General features: G+C 33.3%; 21 protein-coding genes. 13 read left to right on the top strand and 8 right to left on the bottom strand.

The window, feature by feature from the left end; all coding sequences use genetic code 11:
* The 5 genes from ACN0QX_RS13450 to ACN0QX_RS13430 form a co-directional block, all read right to left on the bottom strand.
* The coding region (locus tag ACN0QX_RS13450; protein ID WP_417197677.1) for a hypothetical protein at positions 1 to 200 on the bottom strand (200 nt) is incomplete at its 3' end.
* Positions 201 to 215: 15 nt separating this feature from the next.
* The gene (locus tag ACN0QX_RS13445; protein WP_417197675.1) at positions 216 to 902 is read right to left on the bottom strand and encodes a hypothetical protein; all 687 of its coding nucleotides are present in this window, start codon (positions 900 to 902) and stop codon (positions 216 to 218) included.
* Between the two features lie 20 nt (positions 903 to 922).
* Positions 923 to 1,168 (bottom strand): hypothetical protein, encoded by a 246-nt coding sequence (locus ACN0QX_RS13440; protein WP_417197673.1) that lies wholly within the window; start codon positions 1,166 to 1,168, stop codon positions 923 to 925.
* Positions 1,169 to 1,198: 30 nt separating this feature from the next.
* Positions 1,199 to 1,369, bottom strand: a complete 171-nt coding sequence (locus ACN0QX_RS13435; protein WP_417197671.1) for a hypothetical protein — start codon at positions 1,367 to 1,369, stop codon at positions 1,199 to 1,201.
* Between the two features lie 262 nt (positions 1,370 to 1,631).
* The gene (locus ACN0QX_RS13430) at positions 1,632 to 2,525 is read right to left on the bottom strand and encodes a helix-turn-helix domain-containing protein (RefSeq protein WP_008614916.1); all 894 of its coding nucleotides are present in this window, start codon (positions 2,523 to 2,525) and stop codon (positions 1,632 to 1,634) included.
* A 181-nt stretch (positions 2,526 to 2,706) separates the two neighbouring features.
* Between ACN0QX_RS13430 and ACN0QX_RS13425 the strand changes: the two genes are divergently transcribed.
* From ACN0QX_RS13425 to ACN0QX_RS13375, 11 genes are all read left to right on the top strand, one after another.
* Positions 2,707 to 3,444, top strand: a complete 738-nt coding sequence (locus ACN0QX_RS13425; protein WP_417197668.1) for a carboxymuconolactone decarboxylase family protein — start codon at positions 2,707 to 2,709, stop codon at positions 3,442 to 3,444.
* 101 nt (positions 3,445 to 3,545) lie between these two features.
* Positions 3,546 to 4,622, top strand: a complete 1,077-nt coding sequence (locus ACN0QX_RS13420; protein ID WP_417197666.1) for an alpha/beta hydrolase — start codon at positions 3,546 to 3,548, stop codon at positions 4,620 to 4,622.
* A 33-nt stretch (positions 4,623 to 4,655) separates the two neighbouring features.
* Positions 4,656 to 5,507, top strand: a complete 852-nt coding sequence (locus ACN0QX_RS13415) for an aldo/keto reductase (protein WP_417197665.1) — start codon at positions 4,656 to 4,658, stop codon at positions 5,505 to 5,507.
* 10 nt (positions 5,508 to 5,517) lie between these two features.
* Positions 5,518 to 5,994, top strand: coding sequence for a cupin domain-containing protein (locus ACN0QX_RS13410; protein WP_417197663.1), 477 nt, complete (start codon positions 5,518 to 5,520; stop codon positions 5,992 to 5,994).
* 10 nt (positions 5,995 to 6,004) lie between these two features.
* Positions 6,005 to 6,985, top strand: a complete 981-nt coding sequence (locus tag ACN0QX_RS13405; protein WP_417197661.1) for an aldo/keto reductase — start codon at positions 6,005 to 6,007, stop codon at positions 6,983 to 6,985.
* A gap of 37 nt (positions 6,986 to 7,022) precedes the next feature.
* Positions 7,023 to 7,466 carry a nuclear transport factor 2 family protein gene (locus ACN0QX_RS13400; protein WP_417197659.1) on the top strand — a complete coding sequence of 148 codons (444 nt, stop codon included), beginning with the start codon at positions 7,023 to 7,025 and terminating at the stop codon, positions 7,464 to 7,466.
* Positions 7,467 to 7,496: 30 nt separating this feature from the next.
* Positions 7,497 to 7,943 (top strand): nuclear transport factor 2 family protein, encoded by a 447-nt coding sequence (locus ACN0QX_RS13395; RefSeq protein ID WP_335587240.1) that lies wholly within the window; start codon positions 7,497 to 7,499, stop codon positions 7,941 to 7,943.
* 96 nt (positions 7,944 to 8,039) lie between these two features.
* Positions 8,040 to 9,632 (top strand): carboxylesterase/lipase family protein, encoded by a 1,593-nt coding sequence (locus ACN0QX_RS13390; protein WP_417197657.1) that lies wholly within the window; start codon positions 8,040 to 8,042, stop codon positions 9,630 to 9,632.
* Positions 9,633 to 9,656: 24 nt separating this feature from the next.
* Entirely contained in the window at positions 9,657 to 10,796 is a 1,140-nt protein-coding gene (locus ACN0QX_RS13385) for an alpha/beta hydrolase (RefSeq protein WP_417197655.1), read from the top strand.
* A gap of 33 nt (positions 10,797 to 10,829) precedes the next feature.
* Entirely contained in the window at positions 10,830 to 11,441 is a 612-nt protein-coding gene (locus ACN0QX_RS13380) for a flavodoxin (protein WP_417197653.1), read from the top strand.
* On the top strand, positions 11,442 to 11,867 hold the full coding sequence (locus tag ACN0QX_RS13375; RefSeq protein ID WP_417197652.1) for a helix-turn-helix domain-containing protein: 426 nt from the start codon (positions 11,442 to 11,444) through the stop codon (positions 11,865 to 11,867).
* A 78-nt stretch (positions 11,868 to 11,945) separates the two neighbouring features.
* On the opposite strand, the gene ACN0QX_RS13370 is transcribed toward ACN0QX_RS13375, so the two are convergent.
* Positions 11,946 to 14,201 carry a molybdopterin cofactor-binding domain-containing protein gene (locus tag ACN0QX_RS13370; protein WP_417197651.1) on the bottom strand — a complete coding sequence of 752 codons (2,256 nt, stop codon included), beginning with the start codon at positions 14,199 to 14,201 and terminating at the stop codon, positions 11,946 to 11,948.
* A 7-nt stretch (positions 14,202 to 14,208) separates the two neighbouring features.
* The gene (locus ACN0QX_RS13365; RefSeq protein WP_417197649.1) at positions 14,209 to 14,667 is read right to left on the bottom strand and encodes a (2Fe-2S)-binding protein; all 459 of its coding nucleotides are present in this window, start codon (positions 14,665 to 14,667) and stop codon (positions 14,209 to 14,211) included.
* Between the two features lie 427 nt (positions 14,668 to 15,094).
* Between ACN0QX_RS13365 and ACN0QX_RS13360 the strand changes: the two genes are divergently transcribed.
* Positions 15,095 to 15,346 (top strand): DUF6922 domain-containing protein, encoded by a 252-nt coding sequence (locus tag ACN0QX_RS13360; protein WP_417197679.1) that lies wholly within the window; start codon positions 15,095 to 15,097, stop codon positions 15,344 to 15,346.
* Between the two features lie 58 nt (positions 15,347 to 15,404).
* Here the strand turns inward: ACN0QX_RS13360 and ACN0QX_RS13355 are convergent, their stop codons facing one another.
* A complete protein-coding gene (locus tag ACN0QX_RS13355; protein ID WP_417197647.1) occupies positions 15,405 to 15,743 on the bottom strand; it encodes a helix-turn-helix domain-containing protein in 339 nt (112 codons plus the stop codon).
* A 118-nt stretch (positions 15,744 to 15,861) separates the two neighbouring features.
* Between ACN0QX_RS13355 and ACN0QX_RS13350 the strand changes: the two genes are divergently transcribed.
* Positions 15,862 to 17,478, top strand: a complete 1,617-nt coding sequence (locus tag ACN0QX_RS13350) for a DDE-type integrase/transposase/recombinase (RefSeq protein ID WP_417197645.1) — start codon at positions 15,862 to 15,864, stop codon at positions 17,476 to 17,478.
* Positions 17,479 to 18,232: the final 754 nt, after the last annotated feature.

Here is an 18,232-nt window from a genome sequence, read left to right as displayed (position 1 = left end):
TCAATAAAAGTTAATATCAAAAATAAAAGTAAGATTATAATAATAAGTTGCCATATCATAATCTTAAATTCAAAAATATTATACCAAATCCATTTCAAAGAAGTAAACAGCTTTACACCTCTTAATATATCAGATATAAAAGGAGCAATAACTGCAATTATTAATCCCCATATGAGTATGATATAGTCTTTTCTTTTCAATTTATAATTATTAAGTTATACCCAAGAATTACTTTCAAATTCATTCAATTGCTTAAGGTAAGTATGTAAAAATTCAGCTAGTTTATGAAATTCTCTTGCAAATTCGTGTGTATTACTTTGTAAATGATACGCATTCAATAGATGCTTAAAAGAAGAAGTTTGAACTTCATTAATTAATTTTATCATTTCAGAATTTAAGTAATCACTGTGTTTAAATAAAATATCTGAATCTCTTGTATCTAATTTAAATATTATCTTAAAATATTCATACCAATTATTGGGATGTATATGAACCACAGAGTATAAATATGCAAATCCATATCTTTTACAGATATCTATATCCTTTAAAACAAGTTTTAACTCTTCTAAATCAGTTGGAAAACTTTCTGAAACATTAATATCAGTAGCATTCTTTAAATCATATACAATTACATCTCTTCTATTCTGATACTGCTTTATAACTTGATTTATACTAGGCTTCAAACGATTTATTTCCTGTTTTCTTCTTATATAAACTACAAAAAAATAAAAGATACAAGAAGCACAAATTGAATACATTAAGTTTTGGAATATAATTCCTACTTCATATGCTTTAGGGAATAATTCATATACATTTATGAACACAATTTTATAACAAAAAATATAAGATAGTGATAGGATAAATAACACCAGAACGATGTTATTAGTTAATCTTTTTATCATCGATAATAATAGTTTATATATCAAATATAACCATTACTATTTAAATTAAACCAAAACAATTTATTACCAACAGTTTTATTGTTTTTATCATAAGAAAACACTTTCCCGTATTTAAAACCATTTACAGAACGAAAGAAACCGACAACCTTAGACAAACGTCTATTGTTGCCAGTTTTATACCATTTCTTACCGCCATCATTATAGACAATTAAAATAATGGCATTCCCTTTAATAAAATCATTTTGGATATATCCACCAGTACGCATAAGCTACGCAATTAAACGCTGTTAAGATGATTACGAATAATAATGATTTGCAGGTGCACCCTCTAATAATTCGCCTACCAAATATTCTCTAATTAAACGGCTTCCATCTTCTTTAAAGTAGTCAATCTCTCCCGTTGTTGTATTATGAACCTTTTTGACCTTTTTTGTTGGGATTTTGCCGTACAAGTTTGCACGACACATTTTTTGTGTGTAGTTTTATTCATGTTATTATGATAAAAATTAAACCGTCGTAGCCAAATCCTACAAAGGCACGGCGGTTTATCATTAAAGAACTGTTATCCTCAATTTAAATTCTAGAACATGGCAATACACTTAATAATTACTTGTAACCACTTATGAATAATTGTTTAAAACCATTATTATCTTCACAAATAATAATTTAAAATCTGGAATTCACTTTAAATAGAAGTAATTCGCAATTTAAAAACTGGAACTTTAAAAATTAATTCATCAATCTATAATCATTGGGGGTTGTTCCTGTAACTTTTTTAAACATTTTACTAAAGTGTTGAGGGTATTTAAAACCTAGTTCATAAGCTATCTCAGAGATACTTTTGGAGGGATCAAAAATGCGTTCCTTAGCAATGCTAATTAATTTTAGCTGTATATGTTCCTGAGGAGATTTTCCTGTTTCTTTTTTTATCATATCTCCTAAATAATTAGGGGAGATAAACAATTGTTCTGCACAATAGGCAACGGAAGGTAAGCCAAGTTTTTCAGCCTTGTCGGAATGAAAATAGTCGTTTAGCAGTTTCTCAAAACGAGCTATAATATCTTGGTTCGCATTGGTTCGAGTAATAAACTGCCGATCGTAAAACCGCACACAATAATTTAAAAACAACTCGATATTAGAGATGACCAAACTCTTGGTGTGTTTATCTATAAGTTGCTCTAATTCATGGTTTACCTTTGCATAAACATCTTTAATCATATCCCTTTCGGGTATAGAAAGGTGCAAAGCTTCATTTACTTCGTAATTAAAAAAAGTATATTCCTGCATACGCTGACCAAGCGAAGTTCCAAGAATAAAATCTGGATGAAAAACCATAGCAAAGCCTTTCGGTTGGTAATATTCTGGTTTATTTTCACCGATAACCTGTCCCGGGGCTAAAAACACAAGGGTTCCCTCTTCATAATCGTAATAATTACAGCCATAGCGGAGATCCCCACATTTTATTTCTTTAAAAAAGATTACATAAAAATTATATCGAAAACGGGTAAATTGTCTTAGTTCGGCTTTAGATAAATCTATAATCCCAACCAGTGGATGCAAAGCTTTGTTATTGTTAAAATCGCAGTATTGTTTTATCGTATTGAAGGTGATGATATCTTCCATATTTATAATTTTTTGTTAAAGATACTGCTTGTTATTCATTTAAAATCAACTAGATAGTGTAAAACAGTAATCCGTGTTAGTATAACAGTAATTGGTATACGTAAACAGGCTTAATGTGTTCGGATATTTGCAATGAATACAAACAATACTATCGAAATTACAAACATAAAATAAATAAGACATGCATATTTCTAAAATTTTAACGGTATTTTCTATCTTCTTTTTGGCGGTGGGAAGTACTCAGTCTCTAAATGCTTGCGAAGGAATTTTATCTCAAGAGACGCTTACCGAAAAAGAGAAATCATTGGTATTGGTAGCATCTTATACAGCAAAAGGGGATCTAAAGAAACTAGAGAAAGTGCTTAACGATGGTTTGGATAATGGCTTAACAGTAAATCAAATAAAGGAGGCAATAGTCCATTTATATGCCTACTGTGGTTTTCCAAGAAGTATAAGGGGATTACAAACTTTTATTAAAGTGCTAGACGATAGAAAGGCAAAAGGAATTGAAGATGTATGGGGGACAGAAGCCTCTCCAATAACAGATAGTAGAGATAAATACGCGAGAGGAAAAACGAACCTTGACAAATTGGTGGGTACAACACTCGATGGGCCTAAAAAAGGATATGCTAAATTTTCTCCTGAGATTGAAATCTTTTTAAAAGAACATTTGTTTGCAGACCTTTTTGAACGTGATGTACTTACCTATAAAGAAAGAGAACTGGTAACTATTTCTGTTATTGCCAGTATACAAAAAGCGGAACCCATGTTGCGCTCACATATGAATATTTGTTTAATCCAAGGTTGGACAACAGAGCAACTTCAAGATTTTACTAAAATAATTAAGCAACATGTTGGCAGGCAAGAAGGAACAGCTGCAGAAACAGTATTGAAGGAATTATTACAATCTAAAGAATAATAAGTAATGGAAGCCCATAATGGGCATTTAATAGGTATTGACCAATATCCCCTATAAATAATTAAATTATTGGAAAAGAATTAATTATGAAAATTTAAAAGATGAAAAGAATAGAATTATTGATTTTTATAAGCTTACTAACCGTAAATTATAGTATCATGGCACAAAGTACTGTAGAAGTAGCTCCGCTTCAAGAAACATATAAACAAAATCCATTTACATTAGTGTATGCAGGGGCAATTACAGAAAATGTAAAAGGGAAAGTAAATATCCATCCTGTAACCTATAAGTTAAATGGATTAGAGATAGCTGCTAATGTTTATACGCCTGCTAATTATAATCCAGAGAATACGTATTTGGCTATTACAGTTGCGCACCCTAATGGTGGGATTAAAGAGCAAACAGCTGGATTGTATGCTCAACATTTGGCCGAAGCTGGCTTTATAACTATTGCTGCAGATGCTGCCTACCAAGGAGCAAGTGGAGGAGAACCTCGCCATACGGATAACCCATATTATCGTACGGAAGATATTCAAGGTATGGCCGATTTTATAGCTCAATTCCCTGGAGTTGATCCTGATCGCATTGGTGCTTTTGGGATTTGTGGAGGAGGTGGATATACGCTAAAAGCGACGCAATCTGATAAGCGTTTCAAAGCGGTTGCTACCTTGAGCATGTTTAATTCTGGAGAAGTAAGACGTAACGGATTTCAGAATTCTCAGTTAAACACTATTCAAGAGCGTTTAAAACAAGCTAGTGATGCTCGTGCTCAAGAAGCTGCCGGAGGAGAAATTATTTATGCAGGTGTTGCAAGCGTTACCGATAAGGAAATAGTAACTACTAAAACAGATTTATACAGAGAAGGGTATGAATATTATTATAGAACGCATGCACATCCAAACTCTACCTTTTTATACACTAGGAGTAGTTTACTTAAACTTATGACTTGGGATGCGGCTACCGATATGGATTTAATTAATCAGCCTTTATTAATGATAGCGGGTAGTAAAGCAGATACTAAATATATGACAGATGAAGCATTTGCAAAAGCTTCCAATGCAAAAGACAAAGAGTTATTCCTTATTGATGGTGCTACACATATAGAAACTTATTGGAAACCGGAATATGTAAAGCAAGCCGTAACTAAGCTGGTGGATTTTTACCAAGAGTATCTTTAAGAATGAAAATGAAGTAAAAATAAAAAGAATAACATGTATAATATAACATTAAATAATGGAGTTGAAATGCCTATTTTGGGTTTTGGAGTTTTCCAAATTCCTGACCCATTAGAATGTGAGAATTCGGTAATAAAGGCCATTGAAACTGGATATCGTTTAATCGATACAGCAGCTTCTTATATGAATGAAGAGGCCGTTGGTAAAGGCATTATAAACAGTGGAATTAATAGGGAAGAACTTTTTATAACGACAAAACTTTGGGTGCAAGATACGGGCTATGAAAATACGAAGGTGGCTTTTCAAAAATCATTGGAAAGATTGCAGTTGGATTATTTGGATTTATATTTAATCCATCAGCCATATGGAGATGTATTTGGTTCTTGGAGAGCTATGCAAGAATTGTATCATGAAGGTAAAATAAAGGCTATTGGAGTTGCAAATTTTCACCCTGATAGAATTATAGACTTAATTGTGAATAGTGGTTTTACACCAGCTATTAATCAAGTTGAAACGCATCCGTTTCATCAGCAAATCCATACACAAGAATTCTTTCAAAAAAACAATACACAAATTCAATCGTGGGGGCCGTTTGCAGAAGGGAAAAATAATATTTTTCACAATGAAATATTGTCTGCTATCGGTATTAAATACAATAAATCTGTAGCCCAGGTAATTCTTCGTTGGTTATTACAAAGAGATATTGTTGCGATTCCAAAAACAGTAAGAAAAGAACGTATGAAAGAGAATTTCAATGTCTTTGATTTTGAACTTTCTGCTGAAGATATGGCAAGTATCCAATCTTTAGATACCCAAGAAAGTTTGTTTTTTGATCATAGAGACCCCGAGAAAGTACAATGGTTAAGTGAAAGAAAATTGAATATTTAAACAAAAAAAAATGAAAATAAAATCAATTTTAGTAGCATGTATCCTTGTAGGATTAGCATCCTGCGGTAACCCTAATGATAAAAATACTGAAGATACAATTTTACTTTATCCAAAAGGAGAAAAGATTACAAATAATAATTTTAAAGGTACTGCCTGGTTAACTTTTTTGGTAAGAGCAGATACTATAAACCGAAATGGAGTTGGAAATGTTACGTTTGAACCTGGAGCACGCTCCAATTGGCATATGCATCCAAGCGGGCAAATTTTATTGGCAACTGGCGGTGTTGGGTATTATCAGGAAAAAGGGAGTCCAAAAAGAATATTACGTAAAGGAGACGTGGTAAAATGTCCAGCCAATACGCCTCATTGGCATGGCGCAAGTGCTGATAAAGAATTTATACAGATAGCCATTACAGGAAGAGAAAAAGGACCTACACAATGGTTAGCACCTGTAACAGATGAAGAATATTTAGCAGGCGATAAATAAAAAGAAAAACATGAAAAAAAGAATATTAGGAACTAATGGCTTGGAAGTTTCGGCTCTAGGCTTAGGATGTATGGGACTTAGCTTTGGTTATGGTCCTGCTACCGATAAAGACCAAGCAATTAAATTGATCCGTGAAGCATATGAACAAGGCGTTACCTTTTTTGATACTGCTGAAGCATATGGAGCAGCAAACGAGCAACTTGTTGGGGAGGCATTAGCTCCTTTTCGTAAAGAAGTGGTAATTGCTACTAAATTCGGATTTAAAAACGGCGATTCAAGTCAAGGGCAAGACAGTCGCCCAGAAAGGATTCGAGAAGTAGCCGAGAAATCTTTAAAACATTTAAAAACCGATGTCATCGATTTATTCTACCAACACCGGGTGGATACCAATGTACCCATGGAAGATGTAGCTGGGACGGTAAAAGATTTAATACAAGAAGGAAAAGTAAAACATTTTGGACTTTCGGAAGCCAGTGTAGCTTCCATTAGACAAGCACATGCAATACAGCCGGTTACGGCCTTACAAAGTGAATATTCGCTTTGGTGGCGTGAGCCTGAAAAAGAGATTCTCCCAACATTAGAAGAATTAGGAATCGGTTTTGTGCCTTTTAGTCCCCTAGGGAAAGGCTTTCTTACTGGAAAAATTAATTCGGAGACTGCATTTGATAAAAGTGATTTTAGAAACATAGTTCCACGTTTTAGTGAAGAAAACCGAAAAGCCAATCAAGCATTGGTAGATTTATTGGGAAAAATAGCAAATGATAAAAATGCAACACCAGCACAAATTGCTTTAGGATGGTTACTTGCACAAAAACCGTGGATAGCACCCATTCCTGGAACTACAAAATCACATCGATTAACAGAGAATATTGGTGCAGCGGCCATTAATTTATCATCAGAAGCTATTCTTGAAATAGATAATGCCTTTGCCAAAGTAGAAGTACAAGGAGATCGCTATCCAAAACATTTGCAGGAACGCGTAGGAAAATAATAAACAAATATCACCAAACTTTAAAATCAAAATCATTATGAAAACATTTATTGTTACCCTATTCTTAATTATTGCTAGTACACCAATTCTAGCACAAAATGCTCTAGAAGCAGAAGTAAAAGAACTCTCCAAAGAAAAATGGCAATGGATGGCCGATAAGAATGTGGAGGAACTAACCAAACTTTTTCATAAAGACGCACAATTTGTCCACATGGGAGGTGCTTGGGGAACAGATAGAGAACTTGCCATTATAAAAAGCGGAGGTATTTGGTATAAAAAAGCAGACATCCACGAAGTAACTATTGATATAATAGGAGAAGATACCGCCATTGTTTTAAACCGAATAACCTTATTGGCAGAAGTTGGCGGCAACGAAGTCACCAATCCGTTTATGGTAACCGAGGTTTATAAAATGATTGATGGGAATTGGAAATTAGCCAATTTATCTTTTGTAAAACTAATGGAGCGACCAGGGAATTAATTAAAAATAGAAAATTTAAAACAACTTATTATGAGAACATTAGTTATTGGACTTTTTTTAATCCTTACAAGTTCACCAATCTTGGCTCAAAATACCACTGAAACAGAAATAAAAGAACTCTCTAAAAAGAAATGGGAGTGGATGGCCAATAAAAATGTGGAAGAACTTGCAAAGCTCTTTGACGATAAATCAAGATTTGTACATATGAGTGGCTCTTGGAAAAAGGAACGAGAATTAGAAATTATTAAAACGGGGAGTATTTGGTATAAAAAAGCAGACGTTCATGATGTGGTTATAGAAACTTTTGGGGAAACTGTAATTCTGTGGAATCGGATTACACTTTTGGCTGTAGTTCGAGGAAATGAAGTGTCAAACGAATTTACGGTAACCGAAATCTACAAAAAAGAAAGTGGAGACTGGAAATTACTCGATTTAACTTTTAGTAGTGTTCGGGATTCCCATCAAATTGAACATTAAAATTTGAAGTAATATAACGCAATGAAAATATATTTATCCTAATAATTTATTGGGGAAAACGAACAAAAAAATAGTAATAGTCATTAACCATCTACCATGAAAATTCAAAAAATAATAGCCATATTAATTGTTATATATAGTTATACCGTAAAAGCACAGCAGGGGTATCCAAAAGTAGAAACAGTGTCTGGTATTGTACGAGGAGTTACCGAAGGTGGTGTAGATAGTTTTAAAGGGATTCCTTATGCAGCGCCACCTGTTGGAGAATTTAGATGGCGACCAACTCAACCAGCACTGAAATGGAAAGGAGAATTGGACGCAAGTAAGTACGGTTCAGATTGTGCTCAGGCTTCATATCCGCCAAATCCAGGGGCTATCAGAGAAGGTTCATCAGAAGATTGCTTGTCCTTGAATATTTGGAGACCCACTTCGGTTAATCATAAAAGCAAGCTACCGGTGATGGTATGGATTCATGGCGGAGCTTTTGTTTTTGGTAGTGGTTCTAGTCCTGGGTTTTCGGGTGAGAAATTTGCGAAGAAGGATGTTATTCTTGTTACTTTTAATTATCGCTTGGGAAGATTAGGTTTCTTTGCTTTTCCTGCATTAAGTGATGAACATCCAAATGAAGCCAAAGGAAATTACGCATATATGGATCAAATTGCTGCTTTAAAATGGGTGCAAAAAAACATAGCTAATTTTGGCGGAGATCCTGCTAACGTTACAATTTTTGGAGAGTCGGCTGGCGGCGTTTCAGTACATTCGTTATTAACAATCCCTGAGGCTAAAGGACTATTTCATAAAGCAATTATTGAATCTGGAGGTGGTCGTGATGGGGTTTTAACTGGAAGACCCATTGATAAAGAAAATGCCGATTCAAATTATCCAATTTCAGCAGAAACCATTGGAGTTAATTTTGCTCATAGGCATAAAATAGAAAAAACGGATGCCAATGCTTTGAAAAAGCTTCGTTCTTTGAGTGTGGGAGAGATTATTGATGGCGGTCAGGAAACTGATGGTCCGGGAGGTGTTCCTACCTATTCAGGACCTATTTTAGATGGAAAATTAGTAATAGAAACTGCCGAAAGTTCATACAAAGATAATTCACAAACCCAAGTACCCATAATTATTGGTTCTAACAGTGCTGAAGTACCAGCAGGATTTGTGAATGCCAATTCAAAAGAAGAACTATTATCTATGTTCGGGGATTATAAAAATGAGGCATCCAAAGCCTATGATCCAGATGGATCAACCGAGTTTGCAAGAATGCTGACCTTGGTTAATACCGATAAAGTTTGGGCAGAGCCTGCGCGTTTCACTGCAAATGCTTTTGTTTCAGAAGGTATTCCTGCTTACGTTTATCTTTTTTCTTATGTGGCAGAATCTATGCAGGAACGTATGCGATTTGGAGCCTCTCATGCATCGGAAATTCCTTATGTATTTGATAACCTTATGGAAAGAAATGGTTTTGTAGTTACCCCAAATGACAAAAAAGTTGCCAGTATGATGAATACCTATTGGACAAACTTCGCTAAAACAGGGAATCCAAATGGAGAGGGGTTACCAAAATGGCCTGTTCATGATCCAAAAAACAACGAAGTTTTTGAAATTAGACACGATGGATCGGCAGGAAGTTCTTTAGATGAAAGAAAAGCAAGATTGGATGTTATCAAGAAAGCTTTTTATGAATAACAGATAATAAAAATAAATATTTATATGAAAAAGAAAACGAGTAAGATTAGGGTAAGGCTTCATACGCTTATGTTGATTGGTGCAGTATTGTGTATTGTTTCATGCCAACCAAAAAATAAAGAGGCGACCAGTACTAAAATTGATGATACAAATATTAGTATCCAAAAGCAAGGCAGTTTTACAGTAGGAGGGACTGTTAAAACAAGTCCGGGTACTTTTGATCCTATTAAACACGGTGTTTTTAATCCTTCCAATCAAAGTCAAGAGGGGCAAACCCTTCATGGAGATCATGCTTTTGTATGGTATCAAATACCAGCTACCCCTAAAAAACTTCCACTTGTATTTTGGCATGGATACGGGCAATCGATGAAAACTTGGCAAACAACTCCCGATGGGAGAGAGGGGTTTCAAACATTATTTTTAAGACGCAACTTTCCTGTGTATCTTATAGATCAGCCTCGGCGTGGATTAGCAGCACAAAGTACCGAACCAACTACAATTTCGGCAGCTACCAACGATCAATTGTGGTTTGGTATTTTTAGACTAGGTATTGGAACAGAATTTTACCCAAATGTTCAATTTTCAAAAGACCCTGAAGCTATGAATCAGTTTTTTAGACAAATGACACCCGATACAGGCCCTTTAAATATCGATTTAAATGTAAAAGCAGTAGCTGAACTCTTCGATAAAATTGGATCGGGAATATTAGTAACTCATTCACATAGCGGTGGAATGGGGTGGTTAACAGCACTAAAAAATAATAATATTAAAGCTGTAGTTTCTTTTGAACCTGGAAGTAACTTTATTTTTCCTGAAGGGGAAGTTCCTGAGCCTATTTCTTATCTCGGTGGAGCTCTGAAAGCCTCAGAAGTTCCTATGTCGGAATTTAAGCGATTGACAAAACTTCCTATCGTTATTTTTTATGGGGATCATATTCCTGGTGAAACATCTGAAATCCCAGGGGAAGATCAATGGCGTGCCTCTCTATCGATGGCTAAATTATGGAAAGAAACGGTAAACAAACACGGAGGAGATGTTACGCTTATTCACTTACCAGAAGAAGGAATTCAAGGAAATACACATTTTCCGATGAGCGATTTAAATAATGTGGAAATAGCAGATTTAATGTCTACATGGCTTCAAGAAAAAGGATTAGATAAGTAGAAATAAAGATTCAGCAATTATAAATAAACAAACATGGATAAAACATTAAAAACCTGTTTTCTTCTACTATTGACAATAGTCCCAGTGTTTTTTTGTAGTTGTATTGCTCAAGAATTAAAAAAAGAGAAAGGAAAGCTATTGATTGTATACCTATCTCGAACCAACAATACCAAACAAGTAGCAGAAATTATCCAAAAGGAAGTAGGTGGGGATTTGGTAGCACTCGAATTAAAAGAACCTTACCCTGAAAATTACGATTCTATAGTGGCACAAGTGGCAAAAGAAAACGAATCGGGATATCTACCACCATTGAAAACACGTATCGATAATTTCAATCAATATGATAAAGTATTTGTAGGTTTTCCTACATGGGGAATGCAATTACCACCGCCAATGAAGAGTTTTCTCAACAAATATAATATGAGTGGCAAAACAGTAATTCCTTTCAATACAAATGCAGGATATGGAGTAGGAAGTAGTTTTAAAACAGTTAAAGAAATGTGTCCAAACGCAACGGTTTTAGAAGGATTTTCTACCAAAGGAGGAATTGAAAGAGACGGAATTTATTTTGTAATGAAAGGCGATAAAAAAATCAAAGTAAAAGAAGAAATAATGACTTGGTTGCGGCGGATTAAGTTTTTATAGATGAAAGATAATTTAGATACATATAAAAATATAAGTGTTGCAAGTCAGCGAATATCAAATGAATTCTTTGAACTTTTAGATAATGAGTATTCTACCAAGGAAGAATTTGGAAAACCAGTGAATCTAAGAGCTCCCGCTGATTTTGCTCAAGTATTAAATATTCATGTAAATCATTTAAATCGGGTGTTGAAGACTAGCACTCAAAAAACAACAACTCAATTAATAGCCGAACGTATTTTACAAAAAGCTACGTATTTATTGAGAGAAAAAAATTGGAACATTGCCGAGGTAGCATATTTTTTAGGGTTTAAAGAGGCTACACATTTTAGTAATTTTTTTAAGAAACATATGGATACCACCCCCCAAGCCTATAGAAAATGTTTGAATATTGTATGTTATTGTTTGATGGATATGGTCTGTTTATAAATTGTATTCTAAAGTATACTATTAAAAAAACCGTCGGATAGACGGTTTTTCTAGTTAGTTTGAATAGTTATAAGTTTTTTAACCTATAATTTTTTTCTCAATTATAAAAGGTTGTTGGTAATGCCTTTGCCCTGTTGCACGGTATAAAGCATTTGCCATTGCAGCAAAAATAGGAGGGAAAAGAGGTTCTCCCATTCCTGTTGGGTTATGTTCATTTTCAACAAAGTGCACTTCAATAGACTTTGGTGCTTCAGACATTCTTATTAATTGATAACGGTCAAAATTGAGTTTTTGTGGAACCCCATCTTTAAAGGTTTGTTCACCATAAAGTGAATTTCCAATACCGTCAATAATAGCACCTTCTCCCATGTTTTTGGCAGCATCTTTGTTAACAACAATTCCGCAGTCAACAGCAGCATACACATTATTAACCTTGGGTTTATCATTTTCTATTTCAAGGTCTAAAACTTGGGCTACATACGTATTATGGCAAAAATAGGCAGAAAAGCCTCTTGATTTATCATTTATCTCATCCCAATTAGACTTGCTTTTTACTAACTTAATAACACCGGCATAACGTTCAGGATCGTAATCGTTATTTTCTCCAACTGGATTATTTTTAGCTCTTTCTAAAAGTTCTAGACGAAACTCAATTGGATCCTTCCCAAGTTCTTCTGCAAGTTCGTCTAAAAATGACTGCTCAGCTCCAGCAATAAAATTAGACCTAGGAGCTCTAAATGCCCCGATGGTAATATTTGAAGGAATTTCCCAGGCTTCTGCCAAATAATTTTCTATCGCCCCGGCAGGAAAACGGTTAGGAGCTAGTGGTGATTCAGGAATCCCACCTGCTTTTACATGAAATGCAATGAGATTGTTATTTTCATCCATGGCGGCTTTGTAAGTCGCTGTGTAAGAAGGTCTGTAAATTCCGTAAGACATATCATCTTCACGTGTGTAAACCATCTTAATGGGAGCTTTCATTTCTTGAGAAATAACTGCTGCTTCAATCATATGGTGTCCATAAGCCCGAAGTCCAAAACCACCTCCCATACGGGCTAAATTAATTTGAATCTTGTCTTTAGGGAGTTTCAGCCGTTCAGATAATGTCCCTATGATAAATTCAGGAGCTTGAATTGGGCCATAAAGCTCAGCTTTTTCAGCAGAAACATTGGCAAAACAATTTACAGGCTCCATGGTATTATGTGCTAAAAATGGGGCAGAATACGTCCGTTCCAATATTTTAGCAGCATTTTTAAACGCTTTTTCCGGATCTCCGTCTTTTCTTAGAATATTTCCAGGTTTTTTATTGTACTGGTTCATTTTAGTTTGATGAACAGTAGTACTTTCCAAACCTGCTGGAACATTTATAGCTATTTTATTTCCTCTAGCATCCATTTGAAAAGTATGCTCTGGAGCTTGCTCCCAATCGACCACCACTTCTTTTTTGGCCTGCATGACTTCCCATGTGGAATTACCAACTACTGTAATTAATTCGGTAAAAGTTGTGGTGTCAAAATAATTCCTTGCGTAATCACTTTTTAAGGTATCTATTTTAAATACATCTTTAATACCAGGCATCGATTTGGCTTTTGTAGCATCAAACTTTTTTAGTTTCATTCCAAAAGCAGGAGGATGGATTATCATGGCAATTAGCATGCCTTCTGCTTGATAATCAATTCCAAACATAGGTTTACCAGTGACAATTTCTGTTCCAGCAACATTTTTTTTGGAGGTTCCTATAATTTTAAAATCTTTAATTTCTTTTAATTCTACTTCTTCCGGAATAGGCTGTATTGCTGCGAGAGAAGCTATTTCACCATAGGAAATTTCTTTATTTGTTGCGGTGTGGTAAAGGATTCCTGCCTTTGCTGTAACTTCATTAACTGGTACTTGCCAATGTTGGGCAGCAGCAGTAACAAGCATTCTTTTGGCGGTAGCACCTGCGGTACGCAAAATATTCCAACCTTGACGAATAGACTGACTCCCGCCAGTAAATTGTCTATCGTAACGTTTAGGATAAAAGTTAGCTTGTTCTACAATTACATTTTTCCAATCGACATCCAATTCATCAGCAAGAATCATCGGCATGGAAGTTTTTACATTTTGACCAAATTCAGGATTAGGATTAAAAAGTGTTACCACTCCATTATCTCCAATTTTTATATAACTATTTAATTCAAACCATTCTTCAGGCATTTCTATTGTAGCAGCTTCTTTTCTATTTGGGATTTCACAGCCCGCAAACCAACTGAAACTAAGCATCATGCCACCACCAGCCAATACGGAGGATTTTAAAAAAGATCGTCTTCCTAATGTTGTCTTAACAGTTGCCATTTTCTTATTATTTTGAGTTAGCAGCAGTTTTAATTGCCTTTTTTATTCGTGTATATGTTCCACATCTGCAAATATTCCCATTCATAGCCTCATCTATTTCTATATCAGAAGGATTTGGATTTTGATTTAGTAGAGAAGTGGCAGACATAATTTGTCCTGCCTGACAGTAACCACATTGGGGGACATCGTGTTCTATCCATGCTTTTTGTACAGGATGGTCTCCATTTTCAGATAGACCTTCAATGGTAGTTATTTTTTGTTCACCAACGGCTGAAACCGGTAGTTGACAAGAACGAACTGCAATACCTTCAATTTGAATGGTGCATGCTCCGCATTGCGCTATACCACATCCAAATTTTGTACCTACTAATTGAAGATGATCTCTGAGCACCCATAATAGCGGCGTGGAAGCACTAACATCTACTTGTTGATCTTTTCCGTTGATTTTAAGGTTGTAAGTTGCCATTTTTAATAATTTATTTGAAATAGAAAAAAGGAGTATAAAAGATATTTATAAAAATATCGATTTAATGACTATAAAAATTACAAAATCCAAACAACATACAAGCTGATTCTTATAAAGAACTAGTCTTAATAGTTGCTTAGAGCTACATAAAATGTTTGAATGTTGTATTTTATTGTTTGATGGATGTATGTTTTTAAATGGAACCAATGCTACATTTGAATACACATTTAGTTAGCAGTTATGTACTCTATATCTTGTTTATAATAGCTGTTTACACATTTAGCAAAGGAAGCTGTCCTATCGGGCAGCTTTTTTATGAAATAAATGTATTAATTTTAAATTGTATACTTATATATAATATGTGAGACTGTATAATTATAAAAATAAAAAAGCTAAGACTGTATTTGAATTATTCAAAAAAAGTACAATGTTTTGGGACGTGAATTTAGATAATTTATCTTACAAAGATGATCACTATTTTATTATCTCTAGAGTTTTGGATAGAAATATGATGGAAACTAAATACTTAGAAGCTTTAGAATCCATTTATAAATTAAAAAATATTAAACAAATAGCATTGAACAGTACTGAAATTAGAGGCAATAGATTAATTGAATTCCTTGCTAAAAGATATGATTTTAATCCCAAAGATTTTAAAAACTATATAGAGGGTGCCTAAAAAGTAGGAGCTATTATGTGTACTAAAAATTTATAATATCGTCATCTTGTACACAAGTTTAATCATCATTTAATGACATTTCAGCTTGACATGTGAGATATAGTGAATTAAATATTTTTGATAGGACAAATTTATATTCATCTTTCACTAAGACCTTTTTTAACCTATCATATTCAGCATCTAGAGTATCATCATTTATTGAATAGATGTCATCAAAAAAGTTAACTGGTACCTCCATTCCGGAAGCAATCTTTTTCAACACCTTTTGTGAAGGTCTATTTACACCATTTTCATACCTAGCAATTTGGACTTGAGAAATCTGACACTTTTTTCCAAGTTCAGTCTGAGTTATTCCTTTCTGCTTCCTTAATGCTTTTATTTTTTCTCCTATATTCATTTAAAATATAACTTAAAACGATATATTTTTATTATATTAGTTATATAACATGCTATAAATAAAGCATTTATTAAAATTTTTAATATAAAAATTTTCTAATTAAAAATATTAATAATTTATGAAATCTCCTATAATTAAAAAAATAGATGGGTATATATATGTTTCATTTACCTTCTTAATAGAGAATGGTTTTAATAAAGGTACGTTAAATAACCTGATCTCAAAGTATAGAAATGGAGATTCTTTGGCATTTATTACCCATAAAGATTCAAAAAGCCAGAAAAAGTTTATTCAATATAAAAGTATTCCACTTAAACATCTGCAAAAACATAATCTACCGAGTGAAGAAGAAGACTTAGAAAAAATCTTGAATAGCTCTTTACCTAAAAAGCTAAATTCTGTAACAAATCGGGAATTAGATTTTATCATGGAACAAACATGGCTTCAAAAGACGTATTGGGTGCAGTATGTTCCACATTATAAAGATTATTTTACAGATAGTGAACAAATTGTTCTTTACTCTAAGACTCATGCTGTAATAGCCTTAATATTAAAGTGTAAGGATAGAAATATCTGGTCAATGAAAGATATGTTTTATTCCTATATGAAACTTTCTAAAGCAATTTTTAAAACTTCAAACCTTAAGTATTTCTATGAAAAAATAAATGATTGCAACAAAAAAGGAATTCCAGAAACACTAGTACATAATTTTAGAATAAATGGTCGAGAACCCTATAAAGCTATACCTATCATAAAGGGAATTATTAAAAGCTACTATGTACGAAAAAAATGTTATTCCATCTCCATAATTACAACATATGTAAATACTGAACTTGGACATAGAAGTTTAAACAAAGTATCAGAGAGTACTGTTCGAAACATATGTAATGATTTAGAATTTAAGAATAGGGCAGATAGTATCAGATACGGAAATAAGTATGCAGAAAATAAATTATTACCTTATTTAAGTCGAGTAAATACTAGAGAGATAGGGGATCAATACCAATGTGATACATGCAAGGTAAACTTCCCCTATAAGAGTGGTAATGAGGTAAAATTTTTAAGGGTTTGTGCTGTTATGGATCAATTCTCAAGAAAAATAGTTGGATATAGTTTTGGTGAGGTTGAAAATACGATTTTGATACTGGAGGCAATACGTAACACTTTTAATAAAAATGAAGTTATACCTCGACAATTATTAATTGACAACCACTCTTCTTACCATTCAATCTTATTCACAAATTTTGAAGCCTTAATTGAAGAATATGGAGTAGTAGTTAGAAAGGCGCGTGTTAGAAATCCTAAGGATAAGGGGAATGTAGAAGTTTGGTTTGATAAATTTCAAACAAACCTTCTTAAAGATCTTTATGGAAACTTGGGCGCTGGAGTAAAAACATATACTGATGGTAAACGAATGGAGGAGGATGTTATAAATGTTTATTATGATAAAAAAAACTTATCTACGTTAAACAGATTAAAAAATATTTTAGAAGAAAAGATACAAGCATACAATAGTAGCTTCCTAAAGTTGGTTGATTCATCTCCAAATAATTTATTCGAAAATAGGAAGAAGAATAATTCTATTAAAAAGTTCACCAAACCTGATATTAGTTATTTGTTTGACCAGTATAAAAAAATCAAGGTGAAGAGATCAAAAATCATATTTCAAGTTAATGGCAGAAAGTATCACTATTGCATCTTTAAATTTGTTAACAACAAGACTGTGAAAATGTAAAAAATTATATTTAAGCTGATTTTCACGACTTTTTCATATTATTTTTCACACATTTTAAGTCATAAACAATTGGTAATTAACTTTATAATAAATTTTGTTACTAACTTTATCCTGTTTCTAAATTGTTTTATTCCATTTTGTGAAAGTAAATACTTACAAACGAGGTTTTTTTTAGGTATTTTCAAGGACGATAATCTAGTTATTTTGCACTATAATTTATATTATGTAAAATAGAATATTTACAACCACTACTCTAATTCCTTTCTTTTGGTTCTAAGTAACAAATTTAAACAGTCATGTCGACCAACGGGAGACATCTCATTAAACTTTTAGTAAACTCAGGATAAAGTATAAAGCATTAGTATTTAAAGTATTATAGTAATGTGATTTCTCCTTTTCAGTCGAAATGACTGGATTTAATGCACTCCATTTATATCCCTTTTTGTTAAGCCCATAAAACTTAGAACAGTACTAAATATTGGAATTCGGAGTATTACAGTCATGTCGACCAACGGGAGACATCTCATTACAGAAAGCAAACTATTAAAATAATTTTCTTTACAATAAACTTTTAGTAAACTCAGGATAAAGTATAAAGCATTAGTATTTAAAGTATTATAACAATGTGATTTCTCCTTTCAGTCGAAATGACTGGATTGCTTATCTACTTCTTTGTTTACAATCAAACTATTGTATTAGTAGTAATTGGTTTACGTTTAAATTAAGCTAAAGATTGTTAAATTTATAAAAACGT

Source organism: Bizionia sp. (assembly GCF_048259285.1).
Classification (GTDB): domain Bacteria; phylum Bacteroidota; class Bacteroidia; order Flavobacteriales; family Flavobacteriaceae; genus Algorimicrobium; species Algorimicrobium hallyeonense.
The sequence above is the reverse complement of the archived record's forward strand: the minus strand, read 5'-3'. Positions and strand labels throughout refer to the sequence as shown.

What these genes read in the sequence shown, in the direction of transcription:
- ACN0QX_RS13400 (WP_417197659.1), top strand. Translation starts at nt 7,023, where the DNA reads ATGAAAACATTTATTGTTACCCTATTCTTAATTATTGCTAGTACACCA.
- ACN0QX_RS13365 (WP_417197649.1), bottom strand. Translation starts at nt 14,667, where the DNA reads ATGGCAACTTACAACCTTAAAATCAACGGAAAAGATCAACAAGTAGAT.
- ACN0QX_RS13420 (WP_417197666.1), top strand. Translation starts at nt 3,546, where the DNA reads ATGAAAAGAATAGAATTATTGATTTTTATAAGCTTACTAACCGTAAAT.
- ACN0QX_RS13410 (WP_417197663.1), top strand. Translation starts at nt 5,518, where the DNA reads ATGAAAATAAAATCAATTTTAGTAGCATGTATCCTTGTAGGATTAGCA.
- ACN0QX_RS13440 (WP_417197673.1), bottom strand. Translation starts at nt 1,168, where the DNA reads ATGCGTACTGGTGGATATATCCAAAATGATTTTATTAAAGGGAATGCC.
- ACN0QX_RS13430 (WP_008614916.1), bottom strand. Translation starts at nt 2,525, where the DNA reads ATGGAAGATATCATCACCTTCAATACGATAAAACAATACTGCGATTTT.
- ACN0QX_RS13390 (WP_417197657.1), top strand. Translation starts at nt 8,040, where the DNA reads ATGAAAATTCAAAAAATAATAGCCATATTAATTGTTATATATAGTTAT.
- ACN0QX_RS13415 (WP_417197665.1), top strand. Translation starts at nt 4,656, where the DNA reads ATGTATAATATAACATTAAATAATGGAGTTGAAATGCCTATTTTGGGT.
- ACN0QX_RS13405 (WP_417197661.1), top strand. Translation starts at nt 6,005, where the DNA reads ATGAAAAAAAGAATATTAGGAACTAATGGCTTGGAAGTTTCGGCTCTA.
- ACN0QX_RS13380 (WP_417197653.1), top strand. Translation starts at nt 10,830, where the DNA reads ATGGATAAAACATTAAAAACCTGTTTTCTTCTACTATTGACAATAGTC.
- ACN0QX_RS13375 (WP_417197652.1), top strand. Translation starts at nt 11,442, where the DNA reads ATGAAAGATAATTTAGATACATATAAAAATATAAGTGTTGCAAGTCAG.
- ACN0QX_RS13360 (WP_417197679.1), top strand. Translation starts at nt 15,095, where the DNA reads ATGTTTTGGGACGTGAATTTAGATAATTTATCTTACAAAGATGATCAC.
- ACN0QX_RS13350 (WP_417197645.1), top strand. Translation starts at nt 15,862, where the DNA reads ATGAAATCTCCTATAATTAAAAAAATAGATGGGTATATATATGTTTCA.
- ACN0QX_RS13445 (WP_417197675.1), bottom strand. Translation starts at nt 902, where the DNA reads ATGATAAAAAGATTAACTAATAACATCGTTCTGGTGTTATTTATCCTA.
- ACN0QX_RS13425 (WP_417197668.1), top strand. Translation starts at nt 2,707, where the DNA reads ATGCATATTTCTAAAATTTTAACGGTATTTTCTATCTTCTTTTTGGCG.
- ACN0QX_RS13370 (WP_417197651.1), bottom strand. Translation starts at nt 14,201, where the DNA reads ATGGCAACTGTTAAGACAACATTAGGAAGACGATCTTTTTTAAAATCC.
- ACN0QX_RS13355 (WP_417197647.1), bottom strand. Translation starts at nt 15,743, where the DNA reads ATGAATATAGGAGAAAAAATAAAAGCATTAAGGAAGCAGAAAGGAATA.
- ACN0QX_RS13385 (WP_417197655.1), top strand. Translation starts at nt 9,657, where the DNA reads ATGAAAAAGAAAACGAGTAAGATTAGGGTAAGGCTTCATACGCTTATG.
- ACN0QX_RS13395 (WP_335587240.1), top strand. Translation starts at nt 7,497, where the DNA reads ATGAGAACATTAGTTATTGGACTTTTTTTAATCCTTACAAGTTCACCA.
- ACN0QX_RS13435 (WP_417197671.1), bottom strand. Translation starts at nt 1,369, where the DNA reads ATGTGTCGTGCAAACTTGTACGGCAAAATCCCAACAAAAAAGGTCAAA.